15 protein-coding genes are annotated in these 16,693 nt (G+C 70.6%); 3 read left to right on the top strand and 12 right to left on the bottom strand.

Going from position 1 to position 16,693, the window contains the following annotated elements; all coding sequences use genetic code 11:
- Positions 1-50 precede the first annotated feature (50 nt).
- Entirely contained in the window at positions 51-1,022 is a 972-nt protein-coding gene (locus ABEA82_RS31575; RefSeq protein ID WP_345665128.1) for an LLM class flavin-dependent oxidoreductase, read from the top strand.
- A 112-nt stretch (positions 1,023-1,134) separates the two neighbouring features.
- Here the strand turns inward: ABEA82_RS31575 and ABEA82_RS31570 are convergent, their stop codons facing one another.
- From ABEA82_RS31570 to ABEA82_RS31555, 4 genes are all read right to left on the bottom strand, one after another.
- Positions 1,135-2,553 (bottom strand): sugar porter family MFS transporter, encoded by a 1,419-nt coding sequence (locus ABEA82_RS31570; RefSeq protein ID WP_345665127.1) that lies wholly within the window; start codon positions 2,551-2,553, stop codon positions 1,135-1,137.
- A 222-nt stretch (positions 2,554-2,775) separates the two neighbouring features.
- Positions 2,776-6,381: a chromosome segregation protein SMC gene (gene smc, locus ABEA82_RS31565; protein ID WP_345665126.1), complete on the bottom strand. Its 3,606-nt coding sequence runs from the start codon at positions 6,379-6,381 to the stop codon at positions 2,776-2,778.
- 210 nt (positions 6,382-6,591) lie between these two features.
- On the bottom strand, positions 6,592-6,795 hold the full coding sequence (locus tag ABEA82_RS31560; RefSeq protein ID WP_003993245.1) for a hypothetical protein: 204 nt from the start codon (positions 6,793-6,795) through the stop codon (positions 6,592-6,594).
- Positions 6,796-7,174: 379 nt separating this feature from the next.
- On the bottom strand, positions 7,175-7,456 hold the full coding sequence (locus ABEA82_RS31555) for an acylphosphatase (RefSeq protein WP_345665125.1): 282 nt from the start codon (positions 7,454-7,456) through the stop codon (positions 7,175-7,177).
- Between the two features lie 161 nt (positions 7,457-7,617).
- On the opposite strand from ABEA82_RS31555, the gene ABEA82_RS31550 reads away from it, so the two are divergent.
- Both ABEA82_RS31550 and ABEA82_RS31545 read left to right on the top strand, forming a co-directional pair.
- On the top strand, positions 7,618-8,772 hold the full coding sequence (locus ABEA82_RS31550) for a CAP domain-containing protein (protein WP_345665124.1): 1,155 nt from the start codon (positions 7,618-7,620) through the stop codon (positions 8,770-8,772).
- 94 nt (positions 8,773-8,866) lie between these two features.
- Positions 8,867-9,265, top strand: coding sequence for a winged helix-turn-helix transcriptional regulator (locus tag ABEA82_RS31545; protein ID WP_345665123.1), 399 nt, complete (start codon positions 8,867-8,869; stop codon positions 9,263-9,265).
- Here the strand turns inward: ABEA82_RS31545 and mutM are convergent.
- The 8 genes from mutM to recG all read right to left on the bottom strand — a co-directional run bounded on the left by mutM (position 9,255) and on the right by recG (position 16,614).
- Positions 9,255-10,115 carry a bifunctional DNA-formamidopyrimidine glycosylase/DNA-(apurinic or apyrimidinic site) lyase gene (gene mutM, locus ABEA82_RS31540; protein ID WP_345665122.1) on the bottom strand — a complete coding sequence of 287 codons (861 nt, stop codon included), beginning with the start codon at positions 10,113-10,115 and terminating at the stop codon, positions 9,255-9,257. The genes ABEA82_RS31545 and mutM overlap by 11 nt on opposite strands.
- A 111-nt stretch (positions 10,116-10,226) precedes the next feature.
- Positions 10,227-11,039, bottom strand: a complete 813-nt coding sequence (gene rnc / locus ABEA82_RS31535) for a ribonuclease III (RefSeq protein ID WP_345665251.1) — start codon at positions 11,037-11,039, stop codon at positions 10,227-10,229.
- 19 nt (positions 11,040-11,058) lie between these two features.
- Positions 11,059-11,232: a 50S ribosomal protein L32 gene (gene rpmF / locus ABEA82_RS31530; RefSeq protein WP_003951102.1), complete on the bottom strand. Its 174-nt coding sequence runs from the start codon at positions 11,230-11,232 to the stop codon at positions 11,059-11,061.
- Positions 11,233-11,234: 2 nt separating this feature from the next.
- Positions 11,235-11,879 (bottom strand): YceD family protein, encoded by a 645-nt coding sequence (locus ABEA82_RS31525; protein ID WP_345665121.1) that lies wholly within the window; start codon positions 11,877-11,879, stop codon positions 11,235-11,237.
- Positions 11,880-12,007: 128 nt separating this feature from the next.
- Entirely contained in the window at positions 12,008-13,123 is a 1,116-nt protein-coding gene (locus ABEA82_RS31520) for a F0F1 ATP synthase subunit B (protein ID WP_345665120.1), read from the bottom strand.
- Between the two features lie 58 nt (positions 13,124-13,181).
- Positions 13,182-13,661, bottom strand: a complete 480-nt coding sequence (coaD, locus tag ABEA82_RS31515) for a pantetheine-phosphate adenylyltransferase (RefSeq protein ID WP_345665250.1) — start codon at positions 13,659-13,661, stop codon at positions 13,182-13,184.
- 26 nt (positions 13,662-13,687) lie between these two features.
- On the bottom strand, positions 13,688-14,386 hold the full coding sequence (rsmD, locus tag ABEA82_RS31510) for a 16S rRNA (guanine(966)-N(2))-methyltransferase RsmD (RefSeq protein ID WP_345665119.1): 699 nt from the start codon (positions 14,384-14,386) through the stop codon (positions 13,688-13,690).
- Complete coding sequence (recG, locus tag ABEA82_RS31505; RefSeq protein WP_345665118.1) at positions 14,386-16,614, bottom strand: ATP-dependent DNA helicase RecG; 2,229 nt, start codon at positions 16,612-16,614, stop codon at positions 14,386-14,388. The genes rsmD and recG overlap by 1 nt, the downstream gene beginning before the upstream one ends.
- Positions 16,615-16,693: the final 79 nt, after the last annotated feature.

The raw sequence follows: 16,693 nt of genomic DNA, 5'->3' as shown, positions 1-16,693 counted from the left end.
CCCGTCAGCTAACGTCCCCCGGACACCCGCCCGGCGAAGGGAGACGTCCCATGCCCGTCACGGTCGCCCGCTTCAACCTCGTCGCTCCCGGGGCCGGTCCCGCCGAGCTCGCCGCCCGGTACCGGGCGGCCCTGGAGATGGCCGCGTACGCCGACGACCGGGGCGTCAGCACGGTGCAGACGGAGGAGCACCACGGGGCCGACAACAACTGGCTGCCGTCGCCGTTCGCCTTCGCGGGGGCCGTCTTCGGCGCGACCCGGCGTGTCGCGGTCACCGTCTCGGCGGTCATCGGCCCGCTGCACGACCCGCTGCGGCTCGCCGAGGAGATCGCCGTGCTGGACCTGCTGAGCAGCGGCCGGCTGGTGACGGTCGCCGGGATCGGGTACCGGCCCGAGGAGTACGCCCTGTTCGGCGTGGACTTCGCCCGGCGCGGGCGGCTCCAGGACGAGCTGCTGGAGACCCTGCTACGGGCGTGGACGGGCGAGCCCTTCTCGTTCCGGGGCCGCACGGTCCGCATCACCCCGCGCCCGTACAGCGACCCGCATCCGCTGCTCCTGGTCGGCGGCTCGTCGAAGGCCGCCGCCCGCCGGGCCGCCCGGCTGGGACTGCCCTTCTTCCCCAGCGCGCACCTGCCGGAGTTGGAGGCCTACTACAAGGAGCGGCTCGCCGAGTACGGCACCGAGGGCTGGGTGATGATGCCCGCCGCCGAGACACCCCTGCTGCACGTGGCCGAGGATCCGGACCGCGCCTGGGCGGAGTACGGGCGGCACTTCCTGCACGAGGCGCGGACGTACGCCTCCTGGCAGTCGGGCGGGGTGCGGTCGGCGGTGAAGTCGGCCGCGACGACGGTGGAGGAGCTGCGGGCGGAGGGCGTGTACCGGATCCTCACGCCGGAGCAGTGCGTGGAGCTGGGACTGGACAGCCTCGTCCTGCATCCGCTGTCGGGCGGGATGCCGCTGGACGAGGGGTGGCGCAGTCTGCACCTGTTCTGCGAGCGGGTGCTCCCCCGGCTGGCCGGGTGAGACGACAGACCGCCGCCCCGGCTCGGGCAGTGGCCGAACCGGGGCGGCGGCGGGTTACGGGGAGAGGGGCAGCGGGGACTTTGGCCCTTCTCCCCGAGTCTGCGGGACGGGCTCAGCCCATCTCCTCCAGGGCCTTGCCCTTCGTCTCCTTGACGAACTTCAGGACGAACGGGATGGAGAGCGCTGCGAACGCCGTGTAGATCACGTAGGTCACGGAGAGGTTCCAGTCGGCCAGCGACGGGAAGCTCGCGGTGATGGCCCAGTTGGCGATCCACTGCGCGGCGGCGGCCACGCCCAGGGCTGCGGCACGGAGCCGGTTGGGGAACATCTCGCCGAGCATGACCCAGACGACCACGCCCCAGGACAGGGCGAAGAAGAGGACGAAGACGTGCGCGGCGATCAGGGCGATCCAGCCCTGCGCGGCCGGGAGCCTGCCGTCGACCAGGGGGTGGGAGAAGGCCCAGGCCTCCAGGGCCAGGCCGACGACCATGCCGACCGAGCCGATGATCGCGAGGGGCCTGCGGCCGACGCGGTCGACGAAGATCATCGCGATGACGGTGCCGACGATGTTGATGATCGACGTGGTGAAGGAGTAGAAGAACGAGTCCGTCGGGTCGACGCCGACGGACTGCCACAGCGTCGAGGAGTAGTAGAACGCGACGTTGATGCCGACGAACTGCTGGAAGACCGACAGGCCGATGCCGACCCAGACGATGGGCTTGAAGAAGAAGCCGCCGCCGAGCAGGTCCTTGAAGCTCGACCTGTGCTCGCTCTTCATGGCGCCCTCGATCTCGGTGACCCGGGCGTCCAGGTCGACCTGCTTGCCCTCGACCTCGGTGAGGATCTCGCGGGCGCGCTCGTGCTTGCCGACGGAGATGAGGAAGCGCGGGGACTCGGGGATCGCGAAGGAGAGCAGGCCGTACAGCACGGCCGGGACGACCATGACGCCGAGCATGACCTGCCAGGCCTCCAGGCCCATCAGCTTGCCGCGCTGGTCACCGTCGGCGGCGTTCAGCAGACCCCAGTTGACCAGCTGCGACACGGCGATGCCGATGACGATCGCGGCCTGCTGGAAGGAGCCGAGCCGGCCTCGGTAGGCGGGCGGGGCGACCTCGGCGATGTAGGCCGGGCCGATCACCGAGGCCATGCCGATGGCGAAGCCGCCGACGACCCGCCAGAAGGCGAGGTCCCACAGGGCGAAGGGCATCGCCGAGCCTACGGCGCTGACGGTGAAGAGGACCGCGGCGATCTGCATGCACCGGATGCGGCCTATGCGGTCGGCTATGCGTCCCGCGGTCGCTGCGCCGACGGCGCAGCCGATGAGGGCGATGGCGATGACCTGGGCGAGGGCCGCGGAGCCGACGTCGTAGCGGTCACGGATGGCTTCGACGGCGCCGTTGATCACGGAACTGTCGTAGCCGAAGAGGAAACCGCCCATCGCGGCCGCCGCCGCGATGAAGATGACGTGCCCGAGATGCTCGGGGTGAGCCGTCCTGGCTCCTGAACTGGGTGCCTGCGCTGTGCTGGTCACGTGTACTCCTCGGGCCACCGGCAACGCTGCCGGAGGGGGTCAGCCCTTCGTGGTCCACCTGAAGGTACCTGAAGGTAAAAGGAACGTTGCAGAGACTATGCCTTCAAGTTTCGAAGTCAATAGGTCGAACACTGTGAATATGCGGCAGGAGTGTGTCTGCTATGTGTTCAAGAGTTGAAGTGGCTGAGCAGCGCAGGTGAGACCGGTGTAGACCACACGCTTCTAGCGGAGGCGCTGGCTGATGACCTTCGACACACCGTCGCCCTGCATGGAGACGCCGTACAGCGCGTCGGCGACCTCCATGGTGCGCTTCTGGTGGGTGATCACGATCAGCTGGGAGGCTTCCTGGAGCTCCTGCATGATCCGGATGAGCCGCTGGAGGTTGGTGTCGTCGAGGGCGGCCTCGACCTCGTCCATGACGTAGAACGGGCTGGGCCGTGCCTTGAAGATCGACACGAGCAGCGCCACGGCGGTCAGTGACCGCTCCCCACCGGAGAGCAGCGACAGCCGCTTGACCTTCTTGCCCGGCGGACGGGCCTCGACGTCCACGCCCGTGGTGAGCATGTTGTCGGGATCGGTCAGGATCAGCCGCCCGTCACCACCCGGGAACAGGCGCGAGAAGACGCCCTCGAACTCCCGGGCCGTGTCCCGGTAGGCCTCGGTGAAGACCTGCTCGACGCGCTCGTCGACCTCCTTCACCACCTGGAGGAGGTCCGCCCGCGTCTTCTTGAGGTCCTCGAGCTGCTCGCTGAGGAACTGGTGGCGTTCCTCGAGCGCCGCGAACTCCTCCAGGGCGAGCGGGTTGACCTTGCCGAGCTGCTGGTAGGCACGCTCGGCGGCCTTCAGGCGCTTCTCCTGCTCGGACCGGAGATACGGCTTCGGCCTGTTGCGCGGATGCTCGGGGTCCTCCGGCAGCTCCTCCCCCTCGGCGGGGGGCGAGGGCGGCACAAGCTGATGTGGCCCGTACTCCGCCACCAGCCCGGCCGGTTCGACACCCAGCTCCTCCAGCGCCTTGGTCTCCAGCTGCTCGATCCGCAGCCGCTTCTCGGCGCCGAGTACCTCGCCACGGTGGACCGAATCCGTCAACTTGTCGAGCTCGGCCTTGAGATCGCGTCCCTCGGTGCGGGCGCGGGCGAGTTCCTGCTCACGGCGGGCCTTGGCGGCGTCGGCCGCGGTGCGCTCCTCGTCGGCACGGGCCAGGGAGACCTCGACGTGTGCGAGCAGCTGCCGGGCGCCCGAACCGACGGCCTCGGCGACGGCGGCCTCGTGCCGCAGCCGGGCCCGCCGCTGCTCGGCACGCGCGCGTGCCTCGCGTTCCGCGCGGGCGGCCCGGTCCAGGGAGTCGGCCCGTCCGGCCAGGCCCTTGACCCGCTCCTCGTGCGTACGGGCCTGGAGACGGGCCTCCATCTCGGTCTGGCGGGCGTTGGCGCCGTCGGCGGCGAGCCGGTCCCGCACGGCGGTGTCGGGCTCCTCCTCGATCGGCATCTCCTCAGCGACGGCGAGCCGCTCGGCCAGTTCCTCGGCCTCCGCCAGGGCCTTGTCGAGGGCTTCCTGCGCCCGGGCCGCGGCGGCCGTGGACCGCTCGGCCTCCCCCGCCGCGCCCCGCGCCTGCCCGGCGAGCCGGCCGAGCTGCTGGGCGACGGAGGACTTCTCCCGGTCGGCGGCCCGGCGCCGCTCCCCCACGTCCTCGACCAGTGCGGCGATTTCCTTGCGCCGCTCGACGGCGGCGTGCTGGGCCTCGGCGAGCTCCTCGCAGAGCACGGCGAGCTCTTCCAGCTCGGCGGCTGCCTCGTCGACGGAGGCCTGCACTTCGAGGAGGCTGGGGGCTCCGGCGGAGCCGCCGTGGGCCATGTGCGCCCCGAGCAGGTCGCCTTCGGCGGTGACGGCGGTGAGGTCGGGGTGGGTGTGGACGAGGTCTTCGGCGTCTTCGAGGGTGTTGACGACGACGATGCCGTGGAGCAGCCGCCGCACGGCAGGCATGAGGTCGGTGGGGCCGTGGACCAGGTCGGCGGCGAAGGTTCGTCGTTCGTCCGCGGGGGCTTCGTGGCCGGTCGCGCCCACGCGGCGGCAGCCGCATGTCGAACACAGCTCCGCGCCCCTGAGGTCGTCGGCTCCTGCCAGGAGCAGAGTCGCCCGGCCTCCGTCCTGCTTGCGCAGCAGGCGGATGGCGTCGGCGGCTGCGGAGGGAGTGGTGACGGCCAGAGCGTCGGCGGCCACGCCGAAGGCCGCTGCGAGGGCGACCTCGTGTCCGGGGGCCACCGTCAGGAGTTCCGCCGCCGGGCCGAGCAGGCCGGAGAGGCGATCCTTCGCCGCGAGCAGTATGCCGGTGCCGTCCTTGCGGCGCAGGCCGAGGGCCAGTGCCTCGTGGCGGGCCTGGGTCGCGGCGCGCTTGCGTTCCGCCGCGGTGGTCGCCTCGCGGGCGGCCGTGAGGGCGGCCTCGGCCTCGGCGAGCTGCTGTTTCGCGGTCTCGTGCTGTTCGGCGAGTTCGGCGTCGCCGGCGTCGAGGCCGTCGACCTCGGCCTTGAGGGCTTCGTACTCCTCCTGCGCGGCGACGGCCCGCTCCTGGGCCTCGTCGCGGGCGGCGGCCAGGCGTTCGATCTCGGCCTGGGCGGACGCGGCCCGCGAGCGGGCCGCGTTGACCTGGCCGTTCAGCCGGGCGAGGCCCTCACGCCGGTCGGCGATGGCGCGGGCGACGTCCTTCAGGCGCCGCTCCTCCTCGGCCAGCGCGCGTTCCAGCTCGGCGCGGTGCGCGACGGTGTCCTCCAGGGCCCGTTCGGCCGCCTCAAGGGACGCCTCCAGCTCGGCCTCCTGCTCGCGGATGCGGGCGGCCTCGCGCTCCAGGTCCTCGGGGTCGCGACCACGCCGCTCCTCGGGAGGCGCCGAGGTGGCGCTCTTCACCCGGGCGTCGGCCAGCGAGATCGTCCCGCGCACCCGCTCGGCGAGCTGGGAGAGCTCGTACCAGGTCTGCTGGGCTCGCTGGAGGCGCGGGGTGAGCTGCCGCACCTCGTCCTCCAGGAGGGCCTCGCGCTGGAGCGCCTTGCGCAGCTCCCGCTCGGCGTTCTCCTTGCGCTCCTTCAGTGCGGCCTCGTCGGCGACCTCGGCCTTGAGCGCGTCGCGCAGTCGCACGAGGTCGTCGGCGAGGAGGCGCAGGCGGGCGTCGCGCAGGTCGGCCTGGATGACGGCGGCCCGGCGGGCGACGGCGGCCTGGCGGCCGAGGGGCTTGAGCTGCCGTCGGAGTTCGTCGGTCAGGTCCTGCACGCGCGCGAGATTGGCCTGCATCGCGTCCAGCTTGCGCAGCGCCTTCTCCTTGCGCTTGCGGTGCTTGAGGACGCCGGCCGCCTCCTCGATGAAGGCGCGGCGGCCCATGGGATCGGCGTGCAGTACGGAGTCGAGCTGGCCCTGCCCGACGATGACGTGCATCTCGCGGCCGATGCCGGAGTCGGAGAGGAGCTCCTGGATGTCGAGGAGGCGGCAGGTGTCGCCGTTGATCTGGTACTCGCTGCCGCCGTTGCGGAACATGATCCGCGTGATGGTGACCTCGGCGTACTCGATGGGCAGGGCACCGTCGGAGTTGTCGATGGTCAGGGACACCTCGGCGCGGCCCAGCGGCGGGCGGCCGGTGGTGCCGGCGAAGATGACGTCCTCCATCTTGCCGCCGCGCAGCGACTTGGCGCCCTGCTCGCCCATGACCCAGCTGAGTGCGTCGACGACGTTGGACTTGCCCGAGCCGTTCGGTCCGACGACGCACGTGATCCCCGGTTCGAACCGGAGTGTGGTCGCCGAGGCGAACGACTTGAACCCGCGGAGAGTCAGGGCCTTGAGGTGCACGCCGCCGGACTCTACCGCCCGGGTTGGTCTCACTCCATGAACCCACGGTTTCGCCGCTGAACGCGCAGGGCACACCAAACGTTAAAGAGGGTGAAAGGATGCGGGGGCAAGAAAGAAGGGACGCCGATGGCGTCCCTTGCACTTCTGACAACTGAGCGGTTGTGACGGGCGGCCCAACCACTGCTGGTGCTTTTGTGGAGCGTGCAGTGATCAGGTGAGCGCAGGCTCCGCCTGGTGTGCGTCAACGCTCTCCATGATCCTGTCGTGAGAAGCGGCAGCCGTCAGCGCCTCGTTCTCAGCCTGGATCCGTACGAGCTCGGATTCCAGGTCCTGGACGCGCTGCTGGAGCCGTCGCATCTCGGCGAGGAGTCGAGGGTCGGAGCCGCCGACGTAACCGAGAAGCGCCTTTGCCATGATGGATGGTCCTCCACAATGAGTGACCGACCGATGCGGTGTGGGTCGTGAGGGATTCGCACCCGCGATGCTTGGCAGGCCTGGAGTTGTACTGCCGTTCAGCCATGCCAAACAGCTAAGGTGCGCGGGGCTTTCAGCGTCTCACCAAAAAGTTTGACGGTCAACACGATCACGCCCCGTATTGGGGGCAACCCGGGCGCAAGCGGCCTGGAACGGCGACGCTGCGGCTTCTGCGGGGCCCTCGGGGCGTGACGATCATCCTTGCGTGTGCAGCCTGCCAGGGCAAGCGTTTCTTGGCAATCACCAGCGAGTTTCCGTCCGGGGCGGCCTCCCGGGGCCGGTCGGAGGGCGGCTCCGGGGGCCGCCCGGCGGTGCGGGATCAGCGGATGGCGAAGCCCTCGTAGCCGCCGCGAGGTGTGTCCCAGATCTCGGTGACGCCGTCCACGCGGCCGGGCGTGTCGTGGCCCTGGAGCCACTCCAGCAAACCTTCACAGCCCTCTCGCGCGCCCTCCGCGACGATCTGGACCCGCCCGTCGCCCAAATTGAGAGCAAAACCACTCAGGCCGCCGATCTCGAGGGCCTTGGCCCGGGTGAACCAGCGGAAACCCACACCTTGGACGCGTCCACGCACCCAGGCGACCAGTCGCACATCCTCGCTCATGACTGCAACCTAACCGCCCAATCCCTGTCTGGGCACTTCCTCCACTTGCGCCATGCGGTACCGTCCCCACCCAACGAATCTCATATGAAACTCACACGATCGAGTGAGTTTGGTGTTGATCTCGAGGACGAGTCGACCGCCAGGACGAGGAAGGCCAGGACATGGGACGCCACCGACGCTCCGCCGCCGGCCGCGCCGCCACGGGCATCACGCAGGCCGACGGCAACGCGGAGGGCCACGACCCGCTGTTCTCCACCGCTGAGGACGACGGGGCGACGCTGGGCATCGCGCCCTACCTGAACCCGGAGGCCTACGCCGGCACCTACGCGAAGAGCGAGGCCTACCTGTTCGGGGAGGGCGCCGCGGCGGGTGACGACGCGTACGCCTTCGTGCCCCACCCCAGGACCGGCGACACGGCCGTCTTCGCCAGTGACGGCTTCGAGCCCGACGGCGGCGTCCGGCGCGGCGGCTCGCACCGCCGCCGCAAGAAGGCCGCGAAGCCGATGCGGACCGGTCTGCTCGGCGTGTCCGCCGCGGTCGCCCTCGGCACGGTAGCGGTGGCCACGGGCGCGGTGCCCGGCCTCGACAACTACAAGCTCGGCGGCGACAACGGCGGCGACAAGGTGCAGGCCGCGGACACGCCGACGAACTCCCCGAGCGAGCTGGGCGGCACCTCGGGCGGCGCGGACGACCGGAGCGACACGCCCACGAGCCGGGACGCCGAGCGCTCCCTGTCGCCGTCGCCGTCCGCCTCGAAGTCGTCGGCCGCGCCGACGAAGACCCCGGAGAAGCCGGAGAAGACCCAGGAGAAGACTCCGGAGAAGACCCCGGAGAAGAAGGCGCCGGCGGCCACTCCCAGCAAGGAGCCGGAGAACACGCCCTCCCGGACCGCCACCAAGGCGCCGGAGCAGTCCAGCGCCCCCGCGGCCCTCTCCGAGGAGTCCGCCGCGGCGGCCCAGGTGCTGAAGCTCGTGAACGAGGAGCGGGCCAAGGTGGGCTGCAGCCCGGTCGCCGCGAACAGCGCGCTGAGCGATCTGGCGCAGAGCTTCAGCGAGGACATGGCCAAGCGGGGCTTCTTCGACCACACCGACCCGGACGGCGCGACGCCGTGGGACCGGGCCGAGAAGGCCGGGATATCCAACCTCGGCGGGGAGAACATAGCCCGCGGGCAGGCCGACGCCGCTGCCGTGATGGACGCCTGGATGAACAGCCCCGGCCACCGCGCCAACATCCTGAACTGCGACTTCAAGACGCTGGGCGTCGGTGTCGAGCTCGGGTCGGGCGGCCCCTGGTGGACCCAGGACTTCGGGTACTAGACCCCTGCCGGACCCCCGGCGGCACTCCCCTCAGGCACTAACCACCAGTTAGCGCAGTCTGTCGGTTAGCGCTGCGCTGGCGTACGCTGTGTGCATGACCACCACCCAGGAGCTCACGGAGGGGCTGGACGACCTCCCGTACAACGTGTTCGCCAAGGCATGCCCGTCGCGCGGCACGCTCGAGCACGTCACGGGCCGCTGGGGCGGACTCATCCTGTGCGCGCTGTTCGAGGGCTCCCTGCGCTTCAACGAGCTGCGCCGCCGTGTCGACGGGGTGAGCGAGAAGATGCTGTCCCAGACGCTGCACGCGCTGGAGCGCGACGGCCTGGTGCACCGTGAGGCCCAGCCGACCAACCCGCCCCGCGTGGACTACGAACTGACGCGGCTGGGACGCGGCGTGGCCGAGCGGCTGCACGGCCTGATCCACTTCGTGGAGGACAGCATGGACGAGGTGCTGGCCGCGCGCGAGCGGTACGACTCGGCTAGGGCGTGACCCGCGGCGGGCGCTGGCAGTTCGGGCAGTAGTAGCTGGACCGGTTCATCCAGGGCCGTCGGCGCATGGGGGTGCCGCAGCGGCGGCAGGGCAGGCCCTCGCGGCCGTACGCGTCGAGGGACCGGTCGAAGTAACCGGACTCGCCGTTGACGTTGACGTAGAGGCTGTCGAAGCTGGTGCCGCCCACCGCGAGGGCCGCGTTCATCACGTCCCGCACATGGCCCAGGAGCGCCAGGGTGCGCGGGCGGGTGAAGGTCGCGGTCGGGCGCTCGTAGTGGAGGCGGGCGCGCCACAGGGCCTCGTCCGCGTAGATGTTGCCCACGCCGCTGATCAGCGACTGGTCGAGCAGGGCGCGCTTGATCGTGGACCGCTTGCGGCGCAGCGCCTGGTGGAAGGCCTCGTCGTCGAAGAGCTCGTCGAGCGGGTCGCGGGCGATGTGCGCGATGACGTCGGGCAGACCGTCGGGGGTGTTGTCGTGCAGCGACAGGCCGCCGAAGGTGCGCTGGTCGACGAAGCGGAGTTCGGTGTCCAGGGCGTCGGTGAAGCGGACACGGATGCGCAGGTGCTTCTCGTCCGGGGCCGTGTGCGGCTGGACCAGCAGCTGGCCGCTCATGCCGAGGTGGGCCAGGATCGACTGGTCCGTGTCCTCCAGGGGCAGCCACAGGTACTTGCCGCGACGGCTCGGGGTGCCGATGCGGTGGCCCTTCAGGCGGTGTGCGAAGTCGTCGGCGCCCGCGAGGTGGCGGCGCACGGCGCGCGGGTGCAGCACCTCGGTCTCGGCGACGGTCCGGTGGGCGACCCACCGCTCCAGGCCACGCCGTACGACCTCGACCTCGGGCAACTCGGGCATGGGGTCCCCCGTCACGAACCTGTGGACGACCCGAGCGCCCGCCCCCGGGCAGGGGCGGGCGCTCGGGTGCGCTGTGCGGTGCCGGCCGGCGGGGACGCCGGGCGGCGGCTGTCAGCCGTCGACGCTGCCGTCGACGGTCGTGTGGGCGGCCTGGGCCGCCGCCGACTGCGTCGCCTCGGCGTCCTTGGCCGCCTTGGCGCGCTCGTCCGCGGCGGCCCGGATGGACCGCCAGGCGGACTCGGCGGCCTGCTGCTCCGCCTCCTTCTTGCTGCGGCCGGTGCCGGTGCCGTACGAGACGCCTCCGACGCGGGCGGCAGCAGTGAAGGTCTTCTCGTGGTCGGGGCCGGTCTCCGTGACCAGGTACTCGGGCACGCCGAGCCCCTCGGTCGCGGTGAGCTCCTGGAGACTGGTCTTCCAGTCCAGGCCGGCTCCGAGGTTCGAGGACTTCTCGATCAGGGGGTCGAACAGGCGGTGCACCAGCTCCGCCGCGGAGTCCAGGCCCTGGTCGAGATAGACCGCACCGATCACCGCTTCGAGGGTGTCGGCAAGGATGGATGCCTTGTCCCGGCCGCCCGTGCCCTCTTCACCACGGCCGAGCCGGATGAAGGAGCCAAGGTCGAGCCCACGGCCCACCTCCGCGAGCGCACGCGAGTTCACCACCGCGGCCCGAAGCTTGGCCAGCTGGCCCTCGGGCAGATCGGGGTGGGTTCGGTACAGCGTGTCCGTGACGACGAGGCCGAGCACGGAGTCCCCGAGGAACTCCAGGCGCTCGTTCGTCGGCAGACCGCCGTTCTCGTACGCGTACGAACGGTGGGTCAGCGCTCGCACCAGAAGGGCGGACTCGAGCTTGTAGCCGAGCCGCCCTTCCAGAAGCGTGTGGGACGAGGCCTGGTTGTCCGCTGAGTTCTTCTTCGGCGTGGACACAGTGCCTCTCACCAGCCGCTCAGACCTCGAGGACCTGGCGCTTGTTGTAGGTGCCGCACGACGGGCACGCGATGTGCTGCTGCTTGGGCTCGTGGCAGCGCTCGCACGCAACCAGGGTGGGGACCGCAGCCTTCCACTGCGACCGGCGGTGGCGCGTGTTGCTGCGCGACATCTTCCGCTTCGGAACAGCCACGGCTACTTCTCCTGCTTCTCGTCGACGCCCGGTTCGGCGCCGCTCATCTCGTCCTTCTCGCCGTCCTTCATGGTGTCGGCGAGTCCCTGCAATGCCGCCCAACGGATGTCGACGGCGTCGTGGTGGTGGTCCGGGTCGTCCGCCAGCCGCGCGCCGCACTCGGCGCACAGACCAGGGCAGTCGTCCTGGCACACCGGCTGCATCGGCAGTGCGAGCACCACCGCATCACGCAGCACGGGCTCGAGGTCGAACAGGCCGTCCTCGAGGAAGAGCCTGTCCTCGTCGTCCTCGGCGTCGTCGCCCGGTTCCGCGATCACGCGGCCCCGGTCGTCGGCGTCAGGGTACGAGAACATCTCCTGGAATTCCGCTTCGACGTCGAGCTGAAGCGGCTCCAGACACCTTACGCACTCCCCCTCGGCCTCGGCACGGGCGGTGCCTGTGACGAGCACCCCTTCCATGACCGACTCCAGGCGGAGTTCGAGCTCCACCGGGGCGCCTTCCGGCACTCCGATGACTCCCTTGATACCGAAGTCCTTGGGAGCGTCGACCGTGCGGGTCAGGCGCTGCAGCGCACCGGGCCGCCGGCCCAGCTCGTGCGTGTCGAACACGAGGGGGTTGCGGTGGTCGAGGCGGGCGTTCAGAGCCATTCCTGCTTTCGATCTTGCGAGCTCAGAGGGTCGCTGCCCTTCGGTGTTCCGGGCAGCGTTGATCGCGGACGTACGCGCGACCGAAGAGCCAGGATACTGGACCATTCGCTGTCGGCCCAATCCGGTGCTCAGCCGTTGCCGCGGCCCTGCTCATAGGCCCTCAGCTGCTCGGCACTGATCATGCCGGTGTCGAAGAGACTGGTCTCGTCGAGGGCGTATCCCTGATGCCCCTGATGGCTCTGGTGACCCTGGTGCCCCTGCTGGGCCTGCTGGGCCTGCTGCGCCTGATTCTGGTCGTACGCGGCCTGCTGGGCGTCGTAGCCCTGGTAGGCGTAAGGGTCCGCCTGCTGATAGCCGTACGGGTCCTGCTGGGCCGCATAGGCCTGCTGCGGGAAGCCGCCGTAGGGGTCGGGCTGCTGCTGGACGTTGGCGCCTCCCGCCGGGTCGTAGCCGGCGGCGGGGGCGTACGCCGGCTGCGGCGGGCCGTAGTCCTGCTGCCGGGCGGGCTGTTCGGCCGACTGCTGCTCCGCGAGGGCGGCCAGATCGGCCAGGTAGTCGGCGTCGCTGGAGTGCTGGACGGTGCCGGTGTCGTCGGCCAGGGCGCCGAGGTCGTCGCTGGCGATCCGGCCGTGCAGCTTCTGCCGGCCGCGGCCGACGGCCTCCAGGGTCTTGGCGAGGACCGCCTCGAACGCGCCCAGCTTGACGTCGACGTACTCGTCGGCGCTGCGGCGCTGCGTCTCGGGGTCGTGGCTGCGCTCGGGGGCGTCCTCGTCCTCGTAGCCCTGCTCGTCGGTGCCGGGACCGGTGCCGAGGAGCTTCTCGCGGCCGCGGCCGACGGAGCCGAGGGTCTTGGTGAGGACGACCTCGAAGTTGGCGAGCTTGGAGTCGACGTAGTCGTCGGCCTCGGCGCGGACCTCCTCGGCCTCCTGACGGGCCTCGGCGAGGATCCGGTCGGCCTCGGCCTGGGAGCGGCGGGCGACCTCGGTGTCGGAGATCAGGGAACCGCGTTCGGCGTGCGCCTGGCCGATGATCCGCTCCGCCTCCTGGCGGGCCTGCTCGACCATCTGCTCGCGGCCACCGATCAGCTCCTGCGCCTGGGCGAGGGAGTCGGGCAGCGCCGCGCGGAGCTCCTCCAGCATGGAGAGCAGTTCGGCGCGGTTGACCACGCACGAGGCCGACATGGGCATGGACCGGGCGCCGGAGACCGCGGAGACGATCTCGTCGAGCTTCTTCTGCACGTCCACCGTGTGCTCGCCACTCTCTACAGATGCGTTGGAGACGGACGGGACGACTGTAGTCCCATCAGTCCTTGCGCAGACGCTCGTCGAGGGCCTGGAGAACCTCCGCCGGCACCAGGTGGGAGACGTCGCCGCCCCAGGTCGCGACCTCCTTGACCAGGGAGGACGACAGGAAGCTGTAGGTGGGGTTGGTGGGGATGAAGAGGGTCTCGACGCCCGAGAGGCCGTTGTTCATCTGGGCCATCTGGAGCTCGTAGTCGAAGTCGCTGACGGCGCGCAGGCCCTTGACGATGGCGGGGATGTCGCGCTGCTTGCAGAAGTCCACGAGCAGGCCGTGGAAGGCCTCGACGCGGACGTTGCCGTACTCGGCGGTGACCCGGCGGATCAGGTCGATCCGCTCCTCGATCTCGAACAGGCCCTTCTTGGCCTGGTTGATCATCACCGCGACGTAGACCTCGTCGTACAGCCTGGAGGCGCGGGAGATGATGTCGAGGTGTCCGTTGGTGATCGGGTCGAACGACCCGGGACAGACGGCACGGCGCACTTGTGATCCCTCGCTCTCCGGTCCGGTCATCGTGCGTCTTCGCACGTAGAGGCGGCGCGACCGTACCAAAACGTTCCCTCGCCATAGCGACGGTCCCGGAGGGCTTCGAAACCCTCGGGCCACCGGAATTCACCGCCTCTGGTGCTGCGCTCCACGGTGACGAGAGCTTCTTCGGCGAGCCAGCCTTCCGAGCGGAGTGTGATCAGGATCTCGCGAAGATCGTCGTCCGTGACGGCGTACGGGGGGTCGAGAAAGACGAGGTCGTACGGGTCGCCGGGGGGCGGCGTGCGGATGATCTGTTCCGCTTTGCCCGATCTGACCTCGGCGCCGGGGAGTCCGAGGGACTTCACGTTGTCGCGGACCGTGCGGGTCGCTCGCGCGTCGGCCTCGACGAGGAGGGTGTGGCTCGCGCCGCGGGAGAGGGCTTCCAGGCCCACGGCTCCTGAACCCGCGTAGAGGTCGAGGACGCGTTCGCCTTCCAGAGGGCCGCCGAGCAGGGACTGCCAGGTGGAGAAGAGACCTTCGCGTGCGCGGTCGGAGGTGGGGCGGGTGCCGGTGCCTGGGGGTACGGCCAGGCGTCGTCCGCCGGCTGCGCCGGCGATCACGCGGGTCATCTTCGGTCCTTGGTGGTGGGCGGCTTCAGGTATCAGTGTGGCTGGTCGCGCCCGCGCGGCGGTAGCCGCATACGAGCTACAGCCCCGCGCCCCTTGAGGGCGGCAACCCATCAGCCCTTTTCCAGGTACTGCTCCCTTTCCTCGTCCAAGAGGGCATCCAGTGCCGTCCGTAGTGCCGGGAGGTTCGTCAGCTCCGGGTCGGCGGCGACCACCGCCGCCGCCTCTTCCCTGGCCTGCGCGATGATCTCCTCGTCCTCGATGACCGCGAGCATCCGCAGGCTGGTGCGGGCGCCCGACTGGGCCTGGCCCAGGACATCGCCCTCGCGGCGTTGTTCCAGGTCGATGCGGGAGAGCTCGAAGCCGTCGAGGGTGGAGGCGACGGCGTTCAGGCGCTGGCGGGCGGCGCTCGCCTCGGGCATCTCGGTGACCAGGAGGCAGAGGCCGGGGGCCGAGCCACGGCCGACACGACCGCGGAGCTGGTGCAGCTGGGAGACACCGAAGCGGTCCGCGTCCATGATCACCATGGCGGTGGCGTTGGGCACGTTGACGCCGACCTCGATGACCGTGGTGGCGACCAGGACGCCGGTCTCGCCGGCGGCGAAGCGGCGCATGACGGCGTCCTTGTCGTCGGGGTGCATCCTGCCGTGCAGGACCTCCACCGTGAGGCCGCTCAGCGGGCCCTTGGAGAGCTGGTCCGCGACATCGAGGACGGCGAGCGGCGGGCGCTTCTCCGCCTCGTCCTCCGGGGACTTCGTCTTGCCCGCCTTCTTCGGGTCGTCCTCCTCGTCCCCGATGCGGGGGCAGACCACGTACGCCTGGTGGCCGTTGCCGACTTCCTCGCGGACCCGTTCCCAGGCGCGGGCCAGGAAGTGGGGCTTGTCGGCGGCCGGGACCACATGGCTGGCGATCGGCGAACGGCCGGCGGGGAGCTGGTCGAGGACGGAGGTCTCCAGGTCACCGAAGACCGTCATGGCGACCGTGCGCGGAATGGGCGTGGCCGTCATGACGAGCAGATGCGGGGGCTGTTTGCCCTTGCCGCGCAGGGCGTCGCGCTGCTCCACGCCGAACCGGTGCTGTTCGTCGACGACGACCAGGCCCAGGTCGTGGAACTGCACCTTGTCCTCGATCAGGGCATGCGTGCCGATGACGATGCCGGCCTCGCCGGTGGTGAGGTCGAGCAGGGCGTGACGTCGGGCGGCCGCACCCATGGAGCCGGTGAGCAGCACCACCTTGGTGGCCTGCTCGGCCCCGCCCAGCATGCCGCCCTCGGCCAGCTCGCCCATCATCTCGACGATCGACCGGTGGTGTTGCTGCGCGAGCACTTCGGTGGGCGCGAGCATGGCGGCCTGGCCGCCCGCGTCGACCACGGCGAGCATGGCGCGCAGCGCCACCATCGTCTTGCCCGAACCGACCTCTCCCTGGAGCAGCCGGTGCATCGGGTGGTCGGTCGCCAGGTCGTCGAAGATCTCGCGGGAGACCCGCTGCTGGCCGTCGGTGAGAGTGAACGGGAGGCGGGCGTCGAAGGCGGAGAGGAGGCCGTCGGGGCTGGGCCTGCGGGGGACCGCGGGGAGCTGGGTCTCCGCGTGGCGGCGGCGGGCGAGGGCCACCTGGAGGACGAAGGCCTCGTCCCACTTGAGGCGGGCGCGGGCGTCCTCGATGTCCGCCTTGGTGTGCGGGCGGTGGATCTTCAGGAGGGCTTCGGGGAGGGGGACCAGGCCACGGCCCTGGCGCAGGGAGTCGGGCAGCGGGTCGACGGCCTCCTGAGCGGTGGGCAGGACCGTCTGGAGCGCCTTGCCGATCTTCCAGGACTCCAGTTTGGCGGTGGCCGGGTAGATCGGGATGAGGGCGCCGGCCCAGGTCTCCACGGCCTCGTCGGGGTCGTCCGGGTTACCGCTCAGCAACTCGTAGGCGGGGTGCGCGAGTTGGAGGCGCCGGTTGAAGACGGAGACCTTGCCCGCGAACATCGCGCGCGTGCCCGGCAGGAGCTCCTTGTGGGGCTTGTGAACGCCGTGGCCGAAGAAGACCAGTTGGAGCCGGCCGCTGCCGTCCGTGATGGTGACTTCGAGGCGCTGGCCCTTGCCCCGGGGTGCCTTGGCGGAGGCGAAGGTGTGCAGGCGGGCGTCGGCGACCTGGGCGACCACCGTGACGTGCTCGTCCAGGGGGAGGTCGGCGAGGTGGGTGAGCTGACCGCGCTCCTCGTACCGGCGCGGGTAGTGGTGGAGGAGGTCTCCGACGGTGAGCAGGCCGAGGTGCTCGGCCATCACCTTCGCGGTGGCGGGGCCGAGCACCGACTTCAGTGGCTGTTGCAGCGGTTCTTCCAGTGCGGGCACGAGATCCATTGCACACCACGCCACTGACATCGCCGTAGAGGCCGGGGCCCGTATCGCCGTAAAGTTCCTGGAAACCCCTGGTCAGGCG

Source organism: Streptomyces venetus, from assembly GCF_039540295.1.
Taxonomy (GTDB): domain Bacteria; phylum Actinomycetota; class Actinomycetes; order Streptomycetales; family Streptomycetaceae; genus Streptomyces; species Streptomyces venetus.
This window is presented reverse-complemented; position numbering and strand designations above follow the sequence as displayed.